Origin of the sequence: Streptomyces sp. NPDC059668 (assembly GCF_042734135.1) — a bacterium.
Taxonomy (GTDB): domain Bacteria; phylum Actinomycetota; class Actinomycetes; order Streptomycetales; family Streptomycetaceae; genus Streptomyces.
The window spans coordinates 12345-28787 of sequence record NZ_JBHWEL010000070.1 but is presented as its reverse complement, the minus strand read 5'-3'; the positions used below and the strand labels follow the sequence as shown (position 1 = coordinate 28787).

15 protein-coding genes and 1 pseudogene are annotated in these 16443 nt (G+C 70.8%); 10 read left to right on the top strand and 6 right to left on the bottom strand.

Annotated features, from left to right (window positions below; all coding sequences use genetic code 11):
• The first annotated feature begins 36 nt into the window (after window positions 1-36).
• From ACFV2J_RS34315 to ACFV2J_RS34305, 3 genes are all read left to right on the top strand, one after another.
• Window positions 37-1374 (top strand): ABC transporter substrate-binding protein, encoded by a 1338-nt coding sequence (locus ACFV2J_RS34315; RefSeq protein WP_385083440.1) that lies wholly within the window; start codon window positions 37-39, stop codon window positions 1372-1374.
• Window positions 1375-1679: 305 nt separating this feature from the next.
• A complete protein-coding gene (locus ACFV2J_RS34310; RefSeq protein WP_385083441.1) occupies window positions 1680-3002 on the top strand; it encodes a polysaccharide lyase family 1 protein in 1323 nt (440 codons plus the stop codon).
• Window positions 3003-3004: 2 nt separating this feature from the next.
• Window positions 3005-4102: a pectinesterase family protein gene (locus tag ACFV2J_RS34305; RefSeq protein ID WP_385083442.1), complete on the top strand. Its 1098-nt coding sequence runs from the start codon at window positions 3005-3007 to the stop codon at window positions 4100-4102.
• Window positions 4103-4121: 19 nt separating this feature from the next.
• Here ACFV2J_RS34305 and ACFV2J_RS34300 read toward each other — a convergent pair whose 3' ends face one another.
• The 3 genes and pseudogenes from ACFV2J_RS34300 to ACFV2J_RS34290 all read right to left on the bottom strand — a co-directional run bounded on the left by ACFV2J_RS34300 (window position 4122) and on the right by ACFV2J_RS34290 (window position 5452).
• Window positions 4122-4571, bottom strand: a complete 450-nt coding sequence (locus tag ACFV2J_RS34300) for a hypothetical protein (RefSeq protein ID WP_385083443.1) — start codon at window positions 4569-4571, stop codon at window positions 4122-4124.
• Window positions 4568-5113, bottom strand: a pseudogene (locus ACFV2J_RS34295) (RHS repeat-associated core domain-containing protein); the annotation flags it as partial. The pseudogene ACFV2J_RS34295 and the gene ACFV2J_RS34300, both read right to left, overlap by 4 nt.
• Before the next feature lie 30 nt (window positions 5114-5143).
• Window positions 5144-5452: a hypothetical protein gene (locus ACFV2J_RS34290; protein ID WP_385083444.1), complete on the bottom strand. Its 309-nt coding sequence runs from the start codon at window positions 5450-5452 to the stop codon at window positions 5144-5146.
• A gap of 224 nt (window positions 5453-5676) precedes the next feature.
• On the opposite strand from ACFV2J_RS34290, the gene ACFV2J_RS34285 reads away from it, so the two are divergent.
• Window positions 5677-6471 (top strand): HAD family acid phosphatase, encoded by a 795-nt coding sequence (locus ACFV2J_RS34285; RefSeq protein ID WP_385083445.1) that lies wholly within the window; start codon window positions 5677-5679, stop codon window positions 6469-6471.
• Window positions 6472-6989: 518 nt separating this feature from the next.
• Window positions 6990-8441 (top strand): NCS2 family permease, encoded by a 1452-nt coding sequence (locus ACFV2J_RS34280; RefSeq protein WP_385083446.1) that lies wholly within the window; start codon window positions 6990-6992, stop codon window positions 8439-8441.
• Between the two features lie 62 nt (window positions 8442-8503).
• Here the strand turns inward: ACFV2J_RS34280 and ACFV2J_RS34275 are convergent, their stop codons facing one another.
• From ACFV2J_RS34275 to ACFV2J_RS34265, 3 genes are all read right to left on the bottom strand, one after another.
• Window positions 8504-9955, bottom strand: a complete 1452-nt coding sequence (locus ACFV2J_RS34275) for a peptidoglycan D,D-transpeptidase FtsI family protein (RefSeq protein WP_385083447.1) — start codon at window positions 9953-9955, stop codon at window positions 8504-8506.
• An 80-nt stretch (window positions 9956-10035) separates the two neighbouring features.
• On the bottom strand, window positions 10036-10509 hold the full coding sequence (locus ACFV2J_RS34270; protein ID WP_385083448.1) for a GNAT family N-acetyltransferase: 474 nt from the start codon (window positions 10507-10509) through the stop codon (window positions 10036-10038).
• A 2-nt stretch (window positions 10510-10511) separates the two neighbouring features.
• Window positions 10512-11285 (bottom strand): IclR family transcriptional regulator, encoded by a 774-nt coding sequence (locus tag ACFV2J_RS34265; RefSeq protein WP_385083449.1) that lies wholly within the window; start codon window positions 11283-11285, stop codon window positions 10512-10514.
• A 130-nt stretch (window positions 11286-11415) separates the two neighbouring features.
• Between ACFV2J_RS34265 and ACFV2J_RS34260 the strand changes: the two genes are divergently transcribed.
• From ACFV2J_RS34260 to ACFV2J_RS34240, 5 genes are all read left to right on the top strand, one after another.
• Entirely contained in the window at window positions 11416-12945 is a 1530-nt protein-coding gene (locus ACFV2J_RS34260) for an aldehyde dehydrogenase (NADP(+)) (protein WP_385442320.1), read from the top strand.
• 122 nt (window positions 12946-13067) lie between these two features.
• Window positions 13068-13676 carry a DUF1349 domain-containing protein gene (locus tag ACFV2J_RS34255; RefSeq protein WP_385096604.1) on the top strand — a complete coding sequence of 203 codons (609 nt, stop codon included), beginning with the start codon at window positions 13068-13070 and terminating at the stop codon, window positions 13674-13676.
• A gap of 185 nt (window positions 13677-13861) precedes the next feature.
• Window positions 13862-14365, top strand: coding sequence for a GNAT family N-acetyltransferase (locus ACFV2J_RS34250; protein ID WP_385096613.1), 504 nt, complete (start codon window positions 13862-13864; stop codon window positions 14363-14365).
• Window positions 14366-14452: 87 nt separating this feature from the next.
• Complete coding sequence (locus ACFV2J_RS34245; RefSeq protein ID WP_385096607.1) at window positions 14453-15172, top strand: DsbA family oxidoreductase; 720 nt, start codon at window positions 14453-14455, stop codon at window positions 15170-15172.
• Window positions 15173-15269: 97 nt separating this feature from the next.
• On the top strand, window positions 15270-16319 hold the full coding sequence (locus ACFV2J_RS34240) for an aminotransferase class V-fold PLP-dependent enzyme (protein ID WP_385442315.1): 1050 nt from the start codon (window positions 15270-15272) through the stop codon (window positions 16317-16319).
• Window positions 16320-16443 lie beyond the last annotated feature (124 nt).

The following is a 16443-nucleotide window of genomic DNA, read 5'->3' as shown; positions in this document are numbered from 1 at the left end:
GCAACCCTGTTGGAACCAGAAGAAGAGAGCCGACCGATGAAGATCAGCATCCACAGAACCAGGCGTTCCGCGCTCGCCGTCGCCCTGGGTTCCGTACTCGCGCTCACCGCCACCGCCTGCGGTGACAACGGCAGCGGGGCGGCAGGGGACAAGGGCGGCGAGGGCTCGGGCAAGGGCGAGATCACCTTCTGGGACAACAACGGCGGTGTCCGCACCGACATCTGGAAGCAGATCATCGCGGACTTCGAGAAGAAGTACCCGGACGTCAAGGTCAACTACGTGGGCATCCCCGCGGCGAGCGCGCAGTCGAAGTACGACACCGCCATCCAGGGCGGCGGTCTGCCCGACGTCGGCGGTGTGGGCACCGCGATGCTCGCCGAGGTCGCGGTCCAGGGAGCGCTGGACCCACTGGACAGCCGTCTGGAGAAGAGCCCGCTGAAGGGCAGGCTGAGCCAGAACCTGCTCGACGTCAGCCGGGCGGCGGGCGGCGCGGGCAAGCTCTACCAGGTGCCCACCTCCGCGAACAACGGCACGCTGTGGTACCGCACCGACCTCTTCAAGTCGGCCGGCCTGGACGCGCCGACCACCTGGGCGAAGTTCTACGAGGCCGCCGACAAGCTCACCGACAAGGGCGGGAACCGGTTCGGCTTCACCATCCGGGGCGGCGAGGGGGCCATCGCGCCGGCCCTGGACGCGGTGTACGGCCAGACCGGCCTCACCTCGTTCTGGAACGGCGACAGGACCACCGTCAACGACCCGAAGAACGTGGCGGCCCTGGAGAAGTACATCGCCCTGTACAAGAAGGACACCCCGTCCGCCGACGTCAACAACGACTTCGCCAAGATGGTCGCCCAGTGGGACAGCGGCAGCATCGGCATGCTGAGCCACAACCTCGGCTCCTACCAGGATCATCTGAAGGCGCTGGGCACGGAGAAGTTCAGGGGCATCCCGAACCCCACCCAGGACGACGGCACGCGGGTGCAGGTGTCCAACCCGGTCGACGGACTGAGCCTCTTCAAGTCCAGCAAGAACAAGTCGGCGGCCTGGAAGTTCATCGAGTTCGCCGTCTCGGCCGCGGAGAACTCCAAGTTCAACGAGTCGGCGGGCCAGGTCCCGGCGAACACCGACGCCGCCAAGGACGCCTGGATCCAGAAGGCCGAGCCGACCAGGCTCGCCGCGGAGGCACTCAACGGCGCCGACACCAAGATCGTGCAACTGCCGTACTACCTGCCCGACTGGAACACCATCTCCAAGGCCGACAACGAGCCGAACTTCCAGAAGCTGCTGCTCGGGAAGATGAGCGCCAAGGACTTCCTGGACACGCTGGCCGACCAGCTCAACAAGGCGCAGGCGGACTGGAAGGCGAATCACTAGCCCGGCCGGCCGGCTCCGCCGGTCCGCCGTGCCGGTCGGTCCGTGCGCGGCCGGCCGGGGGCGCGGGACTGCCCCGCACGGGTTGCCCCGCGCCCCACGCCCTGCGGACCGCGCCCCGCGCCCTGCGGACCGCGCTCCGCGCCCCACGCCCTGCGGACCGGCCGGGGCCGGCCCGCACGGTTCGCGCGTGACCCTTCCGCCCCACCCCCTCACCCCCCTCACCCACACGCCCCATCCGTTCGAGTCCAGCCCGTCGGCCCACCAGCCCTCGGCCCACCAGCCCACCGGAAAGAGAGAGCCGCACCATGAACACCCATGGATGTCATGCACGTGTCATTGCCTCACTGGCCGGATGCACCGCCCTCGTCCTGGCCGCCACCGCCACCGGCACCGCCGCTCAGGCCCAGGCGCGGCCCCGCGACCCCGGCCGCCAGACCCTCCCCGCCGGCGACGGCTGGGGCTCCGCCACCACCGGCACCACCGGCGGGGCGGCCGCCGACGCCGCGCACGTCCACACCGTCACCACCTGGGCCGAGTTCAAGGCCGCGCTGAGCGACGGCTCCACCGCTCCGAGGATCATCAGGGTGAAGGGCATGATCGACGCCGGCGCCGGGGGCTGCGCCTCCTTCGCCGCGCCGGGCTACGACTTCGACGCCTATCTGCGGAAGTACGCGCCGGAGAACTGGGGTTACGGCACCAACCTGGACGCCGAGCCCGACGACAGCCCCGAAGGCCTGCGCCGCGCCTCCGCCGCCCGCCAGGACACCGCCGTCAAGGCGGACATCCCCGCCGACACCACGCTGGTCGGCGTCGGCAGGAACGCGGGCTTCAAGGGAGCCAGCCTCCAGATCAAGGCCGTGGACAACGTCATCGTCCGCAACCTCACCTTCGAGAGCCCGCTGGACTGCTTCCCGCAGTGGGACCCGACCGACACGGCCGTCGGCAACTGGAACTCCGAGTACGACAGCGCGGTGGTCTACGGGTCCACCCACGTCTGGCTGGACCACAACACCTTCACCGACGGGGACCACCCCGACAGCACGCTGCCCACGTACTTCGGCCGGATCTACGAGCAGCACGACGGCGAGCTGGACATCGTCAGGGGCGCGGACTACGTGACCGCGTCCTGGAACGTCTTCACCGACCACGACAAGACGATCCTGGTCGGCAACAGCGACAGCGCCTCCACCGCCGCGGTCGACCGGGGCCACCTCAAGGTGACCTTCCACCACAACCTCTTCTCGAACCTGGTCGAGCGCGCGCCGCGGGTCCGCTTCGGCCAGGTGGACTCGTACAACAACCACTTCGTCGCGGGCGACGGCTTCTCCTACAGCTACGGCATCGGCATGGAGTCCCAACTCGTCGCCGAGCACAACGCGTTCACACTGCCCAGCGGGATCAGCGCGGCGACCGTCCTGAAGAAGTGGAAGGAGGCGCCGCTCACCGCCAGGGACAACTACGTCAACGGGGTGGCGACGGATCTGATCGCCGTGCACAACGCGGAGATCCCGGCCGAGACGCTGCGGTCCGGCGCCGGCTGGACACCGTCGCTGCGGACCCATGTCGATCCACCGAGGGCGGTACCGGGCATCGTGGACCACCGCGCGGGCGCCGGCAAGGTCTGCTGACCATGGCCGAAGTCCCGATCGGCAGAAGGACGTTCGTCGCCGCGGGCATCGGAGCCGTCCTGGCTCCGGTGCCCGCGGCGCCCGCCCGCGCGGCGACCCGGTCACCGTTCGGACGCTACGGTTCGCCCTCCGCCCGCCTCACCGCGCGCACTCTGTACGTGCACCCCGGCGGCCGCGGCGACCACACCACCCTCCAGGCCGCCGTGAACGCGGCGGGCGGAAGCGGATACACGCTGGTCCTCGCCCCGGGCACCTACCGCGAGACCGTGGCCGTCGGCGCCGACCGTACGGGGATGACCTGGATCGGTGCCTCCGGGGACCCGCGGGACGTCGTCGTCGTGTACGACAACGCGGCCGGCACGCCGAAGCCCGGCGGGGGCACCTACGGCACGACCGGGTCGGCCACCACGACCGTGCAGGCCGACGGCTTCACCGCCCGCCGGATCACCTTCGCCAACGACTGGCTGCGCGCCGACCACCCCGGGATCACCGGCACCCAGGCGGTCGCCATCAAGGTGCAGGGGGACCGTTCGGCCTTCCTGGGGTGCCGATTCCTGGGCCACCAGGACACGCTGTACGCCGACTCCATGGCGCTCGGCACCTTCGCCCGGCAGTACTACCGGGACTGTTACGCCGAGGGCGACGTGGACTTCGTCTTCGGCCGGGCGACCGCCGTCTTCGAACGCTGCCACTTCCGGGCCCTGGACCGTACGGACCTGGCCGGGGCCCCGTACGGCTTCGTCTTCGCCCCCTCCACCGCGCGCGCCGACCCGCGCGGCTACCTGGTCACCCACGGCCGGGTCAGCAGCGGGGCCCCGGACGCCCACTACAAGCTGGCCCGCCCCTGGGTGCCCGGCTCGGACACCACCGCTTGGCCCATGCTCACCGTCCGCGACACCCGGCTCTCCGCCGGGATCGACGCGGTCGCGCCCTACGCCAACATGTCGGACACCTACCCGTGGCAGAGCCAGCGGTTCGCCGAGTACCGCAACACGGGACCGGGAGCGGTGATCAGCGTCCCGCCGAACCGGCCCCAACTGAGCCGCTCTGAGGCCGGGGCGGCGACCCGCGAGGCGTACCTGGGCGACTGGTGCCCGTGACGGTTCGTCCCTCTCCACATCAATGACCGGCGCCGGGACCGTGCCGTGACACGAGCGGACGCAATGCCGCCAAGGCGTCCGCGTAGTCCGACTCGACCGGCTCCCCGGTGGGCAGGGTGAGGGCCAGGGCTTCGGCCGCGGCCAGGACCGCCGACGCGAGTTCGTCCGGCGTCGTGCGGGCGATGACGCCGTCCTCGGAGGAGACGGAGACCCCGTCCTTGTTCCGTCGGAAGGAGAGGCCGAACGAGGTGTCGACACCGGTGAAGGCGAGCGTTCTGGCACCGCCGCGGAGAAGCGCGGGGAGGCTGTCCAGCAGCTGTGTCACCGAGAGGTGGATCATCATGCCCTGGTCGGGAGTACGGCCCGCCGAGTCGGCCGTACCGAGATCCCCGGTGACGGACATGTCACCCAGGTCGAACCCGCTGGGATCACCCTGGCCGGGGCGGACGGTGAACTGCACAGTGATCACGGGACGTAGCTCTTTCCTACCGGGAAGAAGGTGATGATGCGGTTCCCGTCGTCCGAGTCGACGACCAGGCGGTACCGGGCCCGCATTCCGTTCACGATCATCCTCTTCTCATAGGTCTGCATCCGGCGCGCGGGATCGGAGACCCGCGTGCCCTTCTCGATCATCGTCTCCGCGGCCTTCTCCACCTGTGCGCGTGTGGTCGTCGGGGGCAGGAGATCGCCGTGGCCGCCGTTCGCGGTGCCCGCGATGTGACGTTCGTCGATGTGCTGCCAGCCCTCCTTGGGGTTGCCGTCCTCCATCCTCGGAGCGGTGCGGCAGAGCGCGAGCCCGTAGGGGTCGATCCAGGTCAACGGATGCGGGCCGTACCAGTACGGGTTCGGGCCCGCGTCCAGACCGAGCGGGTCGGACGAGACGTACCGTGCGGTCTCCGGGTCGTAGTACCGGTGGAAGTTGTGGTGCAGCCCGGTCTCGGCGTCCGCGTACCGTCCCGGGAACCGGAGGGGGCAGTCTGCGGACTCGTGGTCGTCCGTGGGCACGGGATGTGCCGTTCCCCAGAGGGTGGTACGGCGTTGTCATGCCAACTCGCCTTCAGCGGAGACGAGTTCGGTCGGTTTCCCGACCGAGTCCGTGACGACGGCGTGGAAACTGAGGGTGCGGTCGGCCGTCGTGTCCTCGGCCAGGCGGGCGAGGTGCGAGGCGTCCAGGGTCGCCTCGGCGGATCTGTGAGTGGTCTGCGTGAGGGGGCGGTGTGTGCCGGGTGCGTAGTCCCAGGTCGCGACCCGGCCGTCAGCCGTCCGGTGTTCGGCGAGCCGGGTGTCGTCCCAGGTGAAGTCCGTGCGCTCGGTCTCCGCGCCGTCCTCGCCGAGACGGCACTTGGACATGCGGCGCGTGGCCGTCGTTCGCACTTGCGTCCGACCCTAGGAGAGCCGCTTCAAGGGATGGTCAAGGACATGTCACCCGCAGGTAATGCGTCACCCGAAGTGCCGTTCAGGGCTGGGATATCGATCGGATAAAGGCTCTCGCGTGTCGTGGGTGATGCGCGTAGACAGTCGGTGACCTGGTGCGGAACGGCCGGTTAATCAACTCACTCAGATCCGGAGAACCCATGCGGAAGTCCCTCAGAACTGCGGCCGTCGGTGCCGCCTGCGCCGTCGCCGGTGCAGCCCTCTACGGCACCGGTGTCGCCACCGCCGGGCAGTCGACGGCGAACTCGACCCACGAGCCCTACAACATCGGGGTGTTGGTCAAGGACATCGACACCTACTACGGCACCACGCTCGACGGCAACGGCGTCTACCAGGCCTCCGGCACCAGCCAGTACGCCAAGGACCTGGCGCGCCTGGAGTCGGACGCCAGGCGCCACATCGACAAGGCGGCGCACAAGGCGAGGCACCGGGGCGAGAAGCCGGCGGTCGTCTTCGACATCGACGACACGCTGCTGCTCTCCCTCGACTACGAGAAGAAGACGAACTACACGTACAACTCGGCGACGTGGGCGTCGTACGTGGCCCAGGCCGACCGTCCGGCCGTCTTCGGCACCCCCGAGCTCGTCGCGTACGCCAAGTCCAGGGGCGTCGAGGTCTTCTACAACTCGGGCCTGAAGGAGTCGCAGCGCCTCGACGCGGTCACGAACCTCAAGAAGGTCGGCGCCGACGTCAACCTCGACTCCGCCCACATGTTCCTCAAGGACGCCGCCAACCCGCCCGCGTACCTGAGCTCCTGCGCCACGGCCGCCGCCTGGAACTGCACCACCGTGCAGTACAAGGCCGGCACCCGTAAGCACATCGAGTCCCTCGGGTACGACATCGTCGCCAACTTCGGCGACCAGTACTCGGACCTCGACGGCGGCTACGCGGACAAGACCTACAAGCTGCCGAACCCGACGTACTTCGTCAGCTGACGCGCCCTCACCGTCCTTGTGGGACAAGGCGAACGCCCCCGCCGGTCGTCACCGGCGGGGGCGCTCCTCTGACTGGCTCCGAGGGGGGCTCAGGCCAGCAGATCCATGGGGTCGGACGACGCACCGGGCGCGGCGGGGCCGAGCCCGTGGAGCCGTCGACCGGTGTGCCCGCTCCACTCACCGGAAAGGACGAGGAAAACGAGCAAGTGGTTGTCCCCCGGCACGAATCCGTCCGGCGGGCGCCGTCGGACACCGGCCACGCGGGACCGCCGGGACGTGGTGCGCGCCCTTGCCGGAAGGCCTGGTCGTGTATACGGTCCCCCGTTGCCGCCGATGGGGAATCCGCGTCCGCGCGGGGCGTGACGCGGGAGGGCGTCGGCGTTCGTCCAGGGCCTCGAACGCCATGTGGCGGGCCGAACCTGATTCCGTAACACAGGGAAAACCTGAACGCGGTGCAACACGGGAACAATCCAGCCAGCATCCGCACACCCGCCACGCAGGTAACGAGGAGTATCGCCATGTCCGAATCGCAGAAGGTGGCAGAGCGGCCGGGCTCCGTGCCACCGGCGGCGAACAGCGTCGACCGGTATTTCAAGATCTCCGAACGGGGTTCCACGTTCGGTCGGGAGATACGCGGCGGTTTCGCCACGTTCTTCACGATGGCTTACATCCTCGTCCTGAACCCGATCATTCTCGGCAGCGCCAAGGACAAGTTCGGCCACCACCTCGACAGCGGCCAACTCGTCACGGCCACCGCCCTGGTGGCCGCGGTGATGACCGTCATCATGGGGGTCGGCGGCAACCTGCCGCTCGCGATCGCGGCGGGCCTCGGACTGAACGCCGTCGTCGCCTTCCAGATCGCCCCGCTGATGAGCTGGCCCGACGCCATGGGCCTGGTGGTCATCGAAGGCGTGATCATCTGCGTCCTGGTCCTCACCGGACTGCGCGAAGCGGTCATGAACGCCATCCCGCAACAGCTCAAGCACGCCATCGGCGTCGGCATCGGACTCTTCATCGCCTTCATCGGCTTCGTGGACGCCGGCTTCGTCAGCCGCATCCCGGACGTCGCGAACACCACCGTGCCGGTGCAGCTGGGCGCGACGGGCTCGCTGACCGGCTGGCCCGTCCTGGTCTTCTGTCTCGGTGTGCTGCTCACCATCGGGCTGATGGCGCGCAAGGTGAAGGGCGCCATCCTGATCAGCATCGTGACGATGACGGTGCTCGCCGTGATCATCAACTCGGCCGCCGACATCAAGAGCTGGGGCCTGACCACGCCGAAGATCCCCTCCGACGTGGTCGCCGCCCCGGACTTCGGCCTCGTCGGTCACTTCAGCCTGTTCGGCGGCTTCGGCGAGACCGGCGCCCTGACGGTCGTCCTGCTGATCTTCACCCTCATCCTCTCGGACTTCTTCGACGCCATGGGCACGATCGTCGGCATCAGCGCCGAGGCCGGACTGCTCGACGACGAGGGCAAGGTGCCGGGCATCGGCCGGGTGCTGTTCATCGACGGCGCCGCGGCGGTCGCGGGCGGCGCGGCCTCCGCCTCGTCCAACACCGCGTACATCGAGTCCGCGGCAGGGGTCGGCGAGGGCTCGCGGACCGGCTTCTCGAACCTGGTCACCGGTGGCATGTTCGCCCTCGCCCTGTTCCTGACCCCGCTGCTCACCATCGTCCCGCTCCAGGCGGCGGCCCCCGCCCTCGTCGCGGTCGGCTTCCTGATGATGACCCAGGTCAAGCACATCGACTGGGACGACTACGAGATCGCGATCCCCGCGTTCCTCACCATCGCGGCGATGCCGTTCTCCTACTCGATCACCAACGGCATCGGTGCGGGATTCGTCGCCTACGTCGTGATCAAGGCGGTGCTCGGCAAGCTCCGTGAGGTCCACTGGCTGCTGTGGGCCGTGTCGGCGCTGTTCCTCGTGTACTTCGCGATCGATCCGGTCAGGCAGCTGTTCGGCGTCAAGTGACCGCACGCGAGAAGGGCCGCCCCCGGGGAATGCGAGGGCGGCCCCGTGTCGTGCGTGGCGCCTCAGCCCTTCAGGGCCGCCTGCATCATCGCCCGGGCCACCGGGGCGGCCAGGCCGTTGCCGCTGACCTCGGAGCGGGCCGCGTCCGACTGCTCGACCATGACCGCGACGGCGACCTCCTTGCCGTTCGAGTCGGACTTCGCGTACGACGTGAACCAGGCGTAGGGCGTCTTGCTGTTGTTCTCGCCGTGCTGGGCCGTTCCCGTCTTGCCGCCCACCGTCGCGCCCGGGATCCGCGCGTTCGTGCCCGTGCCGTCCTCGACGACCGTGCGCATCGCGGACTGGAGCTGTCCGGCGGTCGACGGACTGACGATCTCCTTGGTCTCCGTGCGGTCGTCGTAGTTCTCCACCACATTGCCGTCGGCGTCACTGGTCTGCGCCACCATGTGCGGAGAGACCAGCTTCCCGCCGTTGGCAATGGCCGCCGACACCATGGCCATTTGGAGGGGTGTCGCGGTCACGTCGAACTGGCCGATGCCCGTCAGCGCCGTGGACGACTTGTCCATGCCCGAGGGATAGACACTCGGGTAGGCCCGTACCGGCACGTCCTGCGAGGTGTCGTTGAAGCCGAACTTCTCCGCCATCGCCCTCAGCTTGTCCTGGCCCAGGTCGACGGCCATCTTCGCGAAGACGTTGTTGCAGGAGTACTGCAGCGCGACCCGGATCGGGGCGTTCGCACAGGGCGCGGAGGCGCTCTCGTTCTTCAGGACGGTCGTCGTGTTCGGCAGTGTGTACGGGTTCGGGCTGTCCGTCCGCTTGTCCACGTCCGCGTACAGTCCGTCCTCCAGCGCGGCCGCGGCGACGACCAGCTTGAACGTCGACCCCGGGGGCAGCGGCTGGCGCAGCGCCCGGTTGGCCATCGGCTTGTCCGCGTCCTTCGTCAGCCTCTTCCAGGCGGCGGAGTCGCCGGCGCTCAGCAGCGAGGGGTCGTACGACGGGGTGGAGACGGCGGCGAGGATCCGGCCGGTCGTGGGGTCGACGGCGACGGCCCCGCCCTTCTTGTCGCCGAGCGCCCTGTACGCCGCCTTCTGCACGTCCGGGTCGATCGTCGTGACCACGTCACCCGGATCGGCGCGCTTGCCGGTGACCGTGTCGAGGGGGTTCTTGAGCCGGCTGTCGGTGCCGTCCAGCAGGTCCTTGTAGATGCCCTCCAGCTGGGTCGCCCCGAACACCTGCGAGCTGTAGCCCGTGACGGCCGCGTACAGGCTGCCGTCGGTGTACGTGCGCTTGTACCTGAGGTCGCTGCCCTTCGTCTGCGCGGAACCGGTGATCGCGTCGCCGGCCACGATGATGTTCCCGAGCGGGTTCGCGTACTGCTCGATCGCGTTGCGCCGGTTGTTCTTGTCGTCCGCGAGTGCACGGCCGTCGTAGTACTGCACCCAGGTCGCCCTGACCAGCAGGGAGAGCACGAGCAGCAGGGTGAAGACGGCGGCACGCCTGATCGTCTTGTTCATGCCGTTCAGAAGGACGAGCGGACGGGGGTGAATCGTTCCCTTCCGCCCGGATTTCTCATGCGCCGTTCATGAGGCCCGGGTCAGCCGGCCAGGGTGAGAACGACCTCGTCCGTCTCCTCGCCGCGCGCGTGCGCGTACCCCCGGGCCCGCCCGGTGACCTGGAACCCGCACTTCTCCAGGACCCGCCGCGACCCCGCGTTGTCGGCCGCCGCCCGCGCGTACAGCGGGCGTTCGGACACCTCGGCCAGCAGGTCCCGCAGCGCGGCCGTCGCGATGCCCCGGCCCCAGTAGGCCCGGTCGATCCAGTACGTGACCTCGCGGGCGCCGGGCTCCCCGTACACCGCGGCGCTGCCCACGACGTCGCCGTCCACCAGGACGGTGCGGGTCAGCGTGCCGGACGAGGCGCGGACACGCTTCCAGTGGGCGTCGAAGGCCTCCCGGTCGGCCGGGTCCCTGGGGGTGAAGGCGGCCGTCCGCAGGGACTCGGGGTCGTTCAGCTGCCGGTAGAAGACCGGCAGGTCGCTGTCGTGGACCGGGCGGAGCGCGACCTCCACGATCACAGCCTCCGGGTGGCGAGCGTCAGCCGGTCCCGGGCGTCGAACAGCGCGTCCTTCACCATCTGCTCGTGCGCGGGGGTGAGCCGGGCGACCGGTACCGAGCAGCTGATCGCGTCACGGGCCGGGGTGCGGTACGGGATCGCGACGCCGAAGCAGCGCAGCCCCAGGGTGTTCTCCTCGCGGTCCACGGCGAAGCCCTGCTCCCGCACCTGGCGCAGCTCCTCGATGAGCCTCTCCCGGTCGGTGATCGTGTGCTCGGTGAGGGCCGGGAGCGTCTCCGGGAGCATCTTGCGGACCTGCTCGTCGGTGTGGGTGGCGAGCAGCGCCTTGCCGAGCGAGGTCGAGTGCGCCGGGAGGCGGCGGCCGACCCTGGTGAAGGGGCGCAGGTAGTGCTGGGACTGGCGGGTGGCCAGGTAGACGACGTTCGTGCCGTCCAGGCGGGCCAGGTGGATGGTCTCGGTCGTGTCGTCCGACAGCCGGTCCAGGGTCGGCCGGGCGGCGGCCACCACCTCGTCGCCGTCGATGTACGAGGTGCCGACCAGCAGGGCGCGTACGCCGATGCCGTACCGCGTGCCCGTCGCGTCCGTCTCCACCCAGCCGAGTTCCACGAGGGTACGCAGCAGCATGTACAGGCTGGACTTCGGATAACCGACGGCCTCCTGGACCGCGGCCAGGGAGTGCATTCCGGGCCTGCCCGCGAAGTACTCGAGCAATTCCACGGTCCGTACCGCGGACTTGACCTGCGCTCCGCCGCCTGTCTCGCCTGCCGACATCGCCCTTGACCCCCTCGTTCGACGGGAAATAGTCTCGCATCATATTCACCATCAGAGACAGCGTTCAGTATATCGAACGCTGCTGGTCGGTGACACAAGAACAGCGGCATCACATCTGGAGGGACCCCCGGTGGCAGCAGCACCAGTCTGGAGTGTCGACCCCCGTACCGGGAAGCAGCGCGAGCAGGTTGCGGTGGAGGCCACAGCCCAGGAGGTCGACGAGACCGTCCGCGCCGCGCACGCCGCCCGGGGAGCCCTCGTGGACCGCACCGCGCGCGCTGCCTTCCTGCGTACCGCCGCGGACCTGCTCGAAGGGGCCAAGGACCACCTCGTCGAGGCCGCCGACGCGGAGACCGCGCTCGGTCCGGTCCGGCTCACCGGCGAACTCGCCCGCACCTGTTACCAGTTGCGCGCCTTCGGGGACATCGTCGACGAGGGCGCGTTCCTCGACGTCGTGATCAACCACCCCGACGACACGGCGACCCCGCCGATCCCGGACCTGCGCCGCCACAAGGTGCCGCTGGGCGTCGTCGCCGTCTACTCGGCCTCGAACTTCCCCTTCGCCTTCTCGGTCGCCGGCGGTGACACCGCGAGCGCGCTGGCGGCCGGCTGCCCGGTCGTGGTCAAGGCGCACCCCGACCACCCGGCGCTCTCCGAACTGGTCGCGGCGGTCCTGCGCCGGGCCGCCGGCCGGCACGGCATCCCGGCGGGTGTCGTCGGCCTGGTGCACGGCTTCGAGGCGGGCGTGGAACTCGTCGGGCACCCGCTGATCGCGGCGGCGGGCTTCACCGGGTCCGTCCGCGGCGGCCGGGCGCTCTTCGACGCGGCCGCGGCCCGCCCCGTGCCGATCCCCTTCCACGGCGAACTCGGCTCCCTGAACCCCGTCGTCGTCACCGAGGCCGCGGCGGCCGAGCGCGCCGAGGCGATCGGTGCCGGACTCGCGGGCTCGATGACGCTGGGCGTCGGCCAGTTCTGTGTGAAGCCCGGTCTGGTGCTGGCCCCGGCGAGCGCGGCCGGCGACCGTCTGGTCAAGTCGCTCACGGACGCCGTCAGCAACACCGACTCCGGTGTCCTCCTCGATCACCGGATGCGCGACAACTTCGTCGCCGGGGTCGCCGAGCGCGCCGGACTGCCGGGCGTGGAGGCCCCGGTGACACCCGGCGCGGGCGGCGAGCACACGGTGAGCCCCGGCTTCCTGACCGTCCCGGCGGAGAAGCTCACGACGGCCGGCGAGCACGACCTCCTCCTGGAGGAGTGCTTCGGCCCGCTCACGGTGCTCGTCCGCTACGAGGACGACTCCGAGGCGCGCGCGGTCCTGTCCCGGCTGCCCGGCAACCTCACCGCCACCGTGCAGCTCTCCGCCGAGGAGGCGGCAGGCCAGGGGCGCGGAGCCGAGATCCTCGCCGAGCTCACGCCGCTCGCCGGACGCGTCCTGGTCAACGGCTGGCCGACGGGCGTCGCCGTCGCCCCGGCCCAGCACCACGGTGGCCCGTACCCCGCGACGACGTCCACGTCGACCTCCGTCGGCGGTACCGCGATCGAGCGGTGGCTGCGGCCGGTGGCCTATCAGGGCGTTCCCGAGGCGCTGTTGCCGGCCGAACTGCGGGACGACAACCCGTTGGGCCTGCCGCGTCGGTTCAACGGGCGGCTGGAGCGCTGACGGCTCCGCGGGACGCGCCCGCGGGGCCGCCGTCCTCGGTGGTCCCGGGGGCGGCCCCGGCCGGTCGCGCGTGACCCGCGCCCTGTTCGGGCGCACCGCGGTGGACCTGGAAGACTGGGCGGATGGACCTGGAACTTCCTGAACTTCCCTTCTCCCTGCGCACGTACGGCCCGGACGGGCACTGGTCCTACGAGGACGGGGTGCTCGCGGGCTGGGCCGGCGGTCGCCAGGACCGTTTCGTGCCGCCCACCGGCGAGGCCCTGGACCCCGCCTCGGACGCGCCGCGGCTGCTGGGCGCCCCCGAGGGGGACTTCCAGCTGATCGCCCGGGTCACGGTCGGCTTCGGGGCCTCCTTCGACGCGGGCGTGCTCTACGTCCACGTGGGGGAGCGGGCCTGGGCGAAGCTCTGCCTGGAGTACTCCCCGGACGTGCCGACCGTCTGCACGGTGGTCACCCGGGGCCATTCCGACGACGCCAACTCCTTCACCGTGGACGGCAGTTCCGTCTGGCTGCGGATCAGCAGGACCGGCCGCGCCTTCGCCTTCCACGCCTCCCGCAACGGAACGAGCTGGACCTTCATCCGGCTCTTCACACTGGGTGACGAGAAGGAGACGTCCGACGCGCTGGTCGGCTTCATGACGCAGTCCCCGATGGGGGAGGGGTGCGTGGTGACGTACGACGGCATCGAGTTCCGCCCGCACTGGCCCCAGGACCTGAGGGACGGCAGCTGACCGCACCGCCCCGCCCCGGAACACCGCACCTGGTGCAGGCGCCCCGCAACCGCCACGCCGCACCGGGTTCACCCGGACCGGTACCGCGATACCCCACCGGGTTCACCCGGACCGGTACCGCGATACCGCGCCGGGTTCAGCGGGACCGGAACCGGAATCCTCGCCGCCACGTCCTCCGCTGCGTGATCAGAACGCACCGCCCCGTCGGCTCCCTCGTGATCAGGACCGCGCTGGCCGGCGAGGCCGCCGCCATCGCCGACCTGCATGTCCGCGCCCGCGCCACCTACTACCCGGACGGCCTGCCCGAGGACGGGGCCGACTGGCCGGCGCGCTGGCGGGGCGCCATCGAGCGCCCGGACACCCATGTGCTGTGCGCGGTGCGCGACGGCCGCCTCGCCGGCATCGCCTCCTTCCGTACGGACGAGGGCGCGCCCGCCGACTCCGTGAAGCTCTTCCAGTTCCACGTCGCCCCCGACCGCTGGCGCACCGGCATCGGCACCTCCCTGCACGCGGCCTGCGTGGAGGAGTGGCAGGCCGACGGGGTGCGGACGGCCACGCTCGACGTGCACGTCGGCAACGAACGGGCGCAGGCCTTCTACGCCCGCCAGGGCTGGTTCCCGGACCCCGGGAACCAGCCGTCCGAGGGCGATCACCACCTCGTCCTGCGGTACACCGTCCCCGGGGAATGAACCCGGCCGCCTGAACGTTTCCGCACGAGGACCCGCGGAGGGTGCCGCAGCATTCCCGTACCCGTACGACCTGGAGAGAGCCGAGACATGCGCGTCGAGATCTGGAGCGACATCGCCTGCCCGTGGTGCTACGTGGGAAAGGCGCGCTTCGAGAAGGCGCTCGACGCGTTCCCGCACCGCGACGAGGTCGAGGTGGTGCACCGCTCCTTCGAACTCGACCCGGGCCGCGCCAAGGGTGACATCCAGCCCGTCCTCGCGATGCTCACCAAGAAGTACGGCATGAGCGAGGCGCAGGCACAGGCCGGCGAGGAGAACCTGGGTACGCAGGCGGCCGCCGAGGGCCTCGCCTACCGCACCCGGGACCGCGACCACGGCAACACCTTCGACATGCACCGCCTCCTGCACTTCGCGAAGGAGCAGGGCCGCCAGGACGAGCTGATCGGTCTGCTGTACCGGGCGAACTTCGCCGAGGAGCGCACCGTCTTCGGTGACGACGAGCGGCTCGTGGAGCTGGCCGTCGCGGCCGGACTCGACGCGGACGCGGCCCGCACGGTCCTCGCCGACCCGCAGGCCTACGCCGACGCCGTACGCGCCGACGAGCGCGAGGCGGCCGAGCTGGGCGCGAACGGCGTGCCGTTCTTCGTCCTGGACCGCAAGTACGGAGTCTCCGGCGCCCAGCCCGCCGAGGTCTTCACGCAGGCGCTGACCCAGGCCTGGGGCGAACGCCCGCCGCTGCGGCTGATCCAGCAGGGTTCCACCGACGCGGAGGCCTGCGGCCCGGACGGGTGCGCCGTGCCGCAGCAGTGAAAAGCCCTGGTCGGGGCGCTTGTATAAGCGCTCGTTGGGTGAACCGGGTAAAAGTTCGCAATGGACGGGGGGTTCCCGGGGCTCCAGAGTGGTTCCCATGGAGACCTTCGAGAGCCTCGTACGCGCCGAGTTCGCCCCGAAGAACACCTATCTGAACACCGCGAGCACCGGGCTGCTCCCGGTCCGCGCGGTGGAGGCCATGCGCACCGCCGTCGCGTCCGTCGCCGACGGACGGCCCGCCGACATGTTCGCGGACGTCGAGGCGGCCCGGGCCGCGTTCGCCCGGCTGGCCCAGGTCCCGGCGACCCGGGTGGCGGCCGGGGCCTCGGTCGCCGTCTACACCGGACTGATCGCCGCCGCGCTGCCGTCCGGCGCCGAAGTGCTCACCGCCGAGGACGACTTCAGCTCCGTGGTGAACCCCTTCCACGTCCGCGGCGACCTCAAGGTGCGTGCCGTACCGCTGGAACGGCTCGCCGAATCGGTACGCCCCGGCACCGCGCTCGTCGCGGTCAGCGCCGCGCAGTCCGCGGACGGCCGCCTCGCCGACCTGCCCGCGATCCGCGAGGCCGCGCGGACGCACGGGGCGCGGACCTACGTCGACGCGTCCCAGGCCGCGGGCTGGCTGCCGCTGACGGCGGACGCCTACGACTACGTCTCCTCCGTCGCCTTCAAGTGGCTCCTGTGCCCCCGGGGCGTGGCCTTCCTGGTCGTCCCCGAGGACTTCGGCGGCCTCACCCCGCTGTTCGCCGGCTGGGTCGCGGGGCAGGCGCCCTGGGACAGCTGCTACGGACCGGTCGAGGAACTCGCCCACTCGGCGCGGCGGTTCGACGAGAGTCCCAGCCTCTTCTCCTACGCGGGCGCCCGGCACTCGCTGGAGCTCGTCGAGCAACTGGGCGTGGAGCGCGTACGCGACCACGACCTCGGCCTCGCCGACCGCTTCCGCACCGGCCTGCGGGAACTCGGCCACGAGCCGGTGCCGGCGCCGGACTCGCCGATCGTCTCCGTGCCCGGACTCGGCCGCTTGCAGCGGGAGTTGAGCGAAGCCGGCGTCGAGATCTCCGACCGGGCGGGCAACCTGCGCGCCGCCTTCCATCTGTACAACACGCCCGCCGACGTCGACCGGCTGCTGGACGTCCTGCGGCCCTGAGTCCCGGCGGCTCCCGGCACGGGAAAGCGACGCCCGGACCGCCGGGGGCGGGGGGGCCGGGGGGGCGGCCGGGGGGCCCGGGGGGGCCCCCGGGGGGGCCGGGGGGGGGGCCGCGGGGGTATGA

Coding starts and splice junctions, on each gene's coding strand:
- ACFV2J_RS34310 (WP_385083441.1), top strand. CDS start 1,680: ATGAACACCCATGGATGTCATGCACGTGTCATTGCCTCACTGGCCGGA.
- ACFV2J_RS34305 (WP_385083442.1), top strand. CDS start 3,005: ATGGCCGAAGTCCCGATCGGCAGAAGGACGTTCGTCGCCGCGGGCATC.
- ACFV2J_RS34280 (WP_385083446.1), top strand. CDS start 6,990: ATGTCCGAATCGCAGAAGGTGGCAGAGCGGCCGGGCTCCGTGCCACCG.
- ACFV2J_RS34285 (WP_385083445.1), top strand. CDS start 5,677: ATGCGGAAGTCCCTCAGAACTGCGGCCGTCGGTGCCGCCTGCGCCGTC.
- ACFV2J_RS34245 (WP_385096607.1), top strand. CDS start 14,453: ATGCGCGTCGAGATCTGGAGCGACATCGCCTGCCCGTGGTGCTACGTG.
- ACFV2J_RS34240 (WP_385442315.1), top strand. CDS start 15,270: ATGGAGACCTTCGAGAGCCTCGTACGCGCCGAGTTCGCCCCGAAGAAC.
- ACFV2J_RS34290 (WP_385083444.1), bottom strand. CDS start 5,452: ATGTCCAAGTGCCGTCTCGGCGAGGACGGCGCGGAGACCGAGCGCACG.
- ACFV2J_RS34275 (WP_385083447.1), bottom strand. CDS start 9,955: ATGAACAAGACGATCAGGCGTGCCGCCGTCTTCACCCTGCTGCTCGTG.
- ACFV2J_RS34265 (WP_385083449.1), bottom strand. CDS start 11,285: ATGTCGGCAGGCGAGACAGGCGGCGGAGCGCAGGTCAAGTCCGCGGTA.
- ACFV2J_RS34315 (WP_385083440.1), top strand. CDS start 37: ATGAAGATCAGCATCCACAGAACCAGGCGTTCCGCGCTCGCCGTCGCC.
- ACFV2J_RS34255 (WP_385096604.1), top strand. CDS start 13,068: ATGGACCTGGAACTTCCTGAACTTCCCTTCTCCCTGCGCACGTACGGC.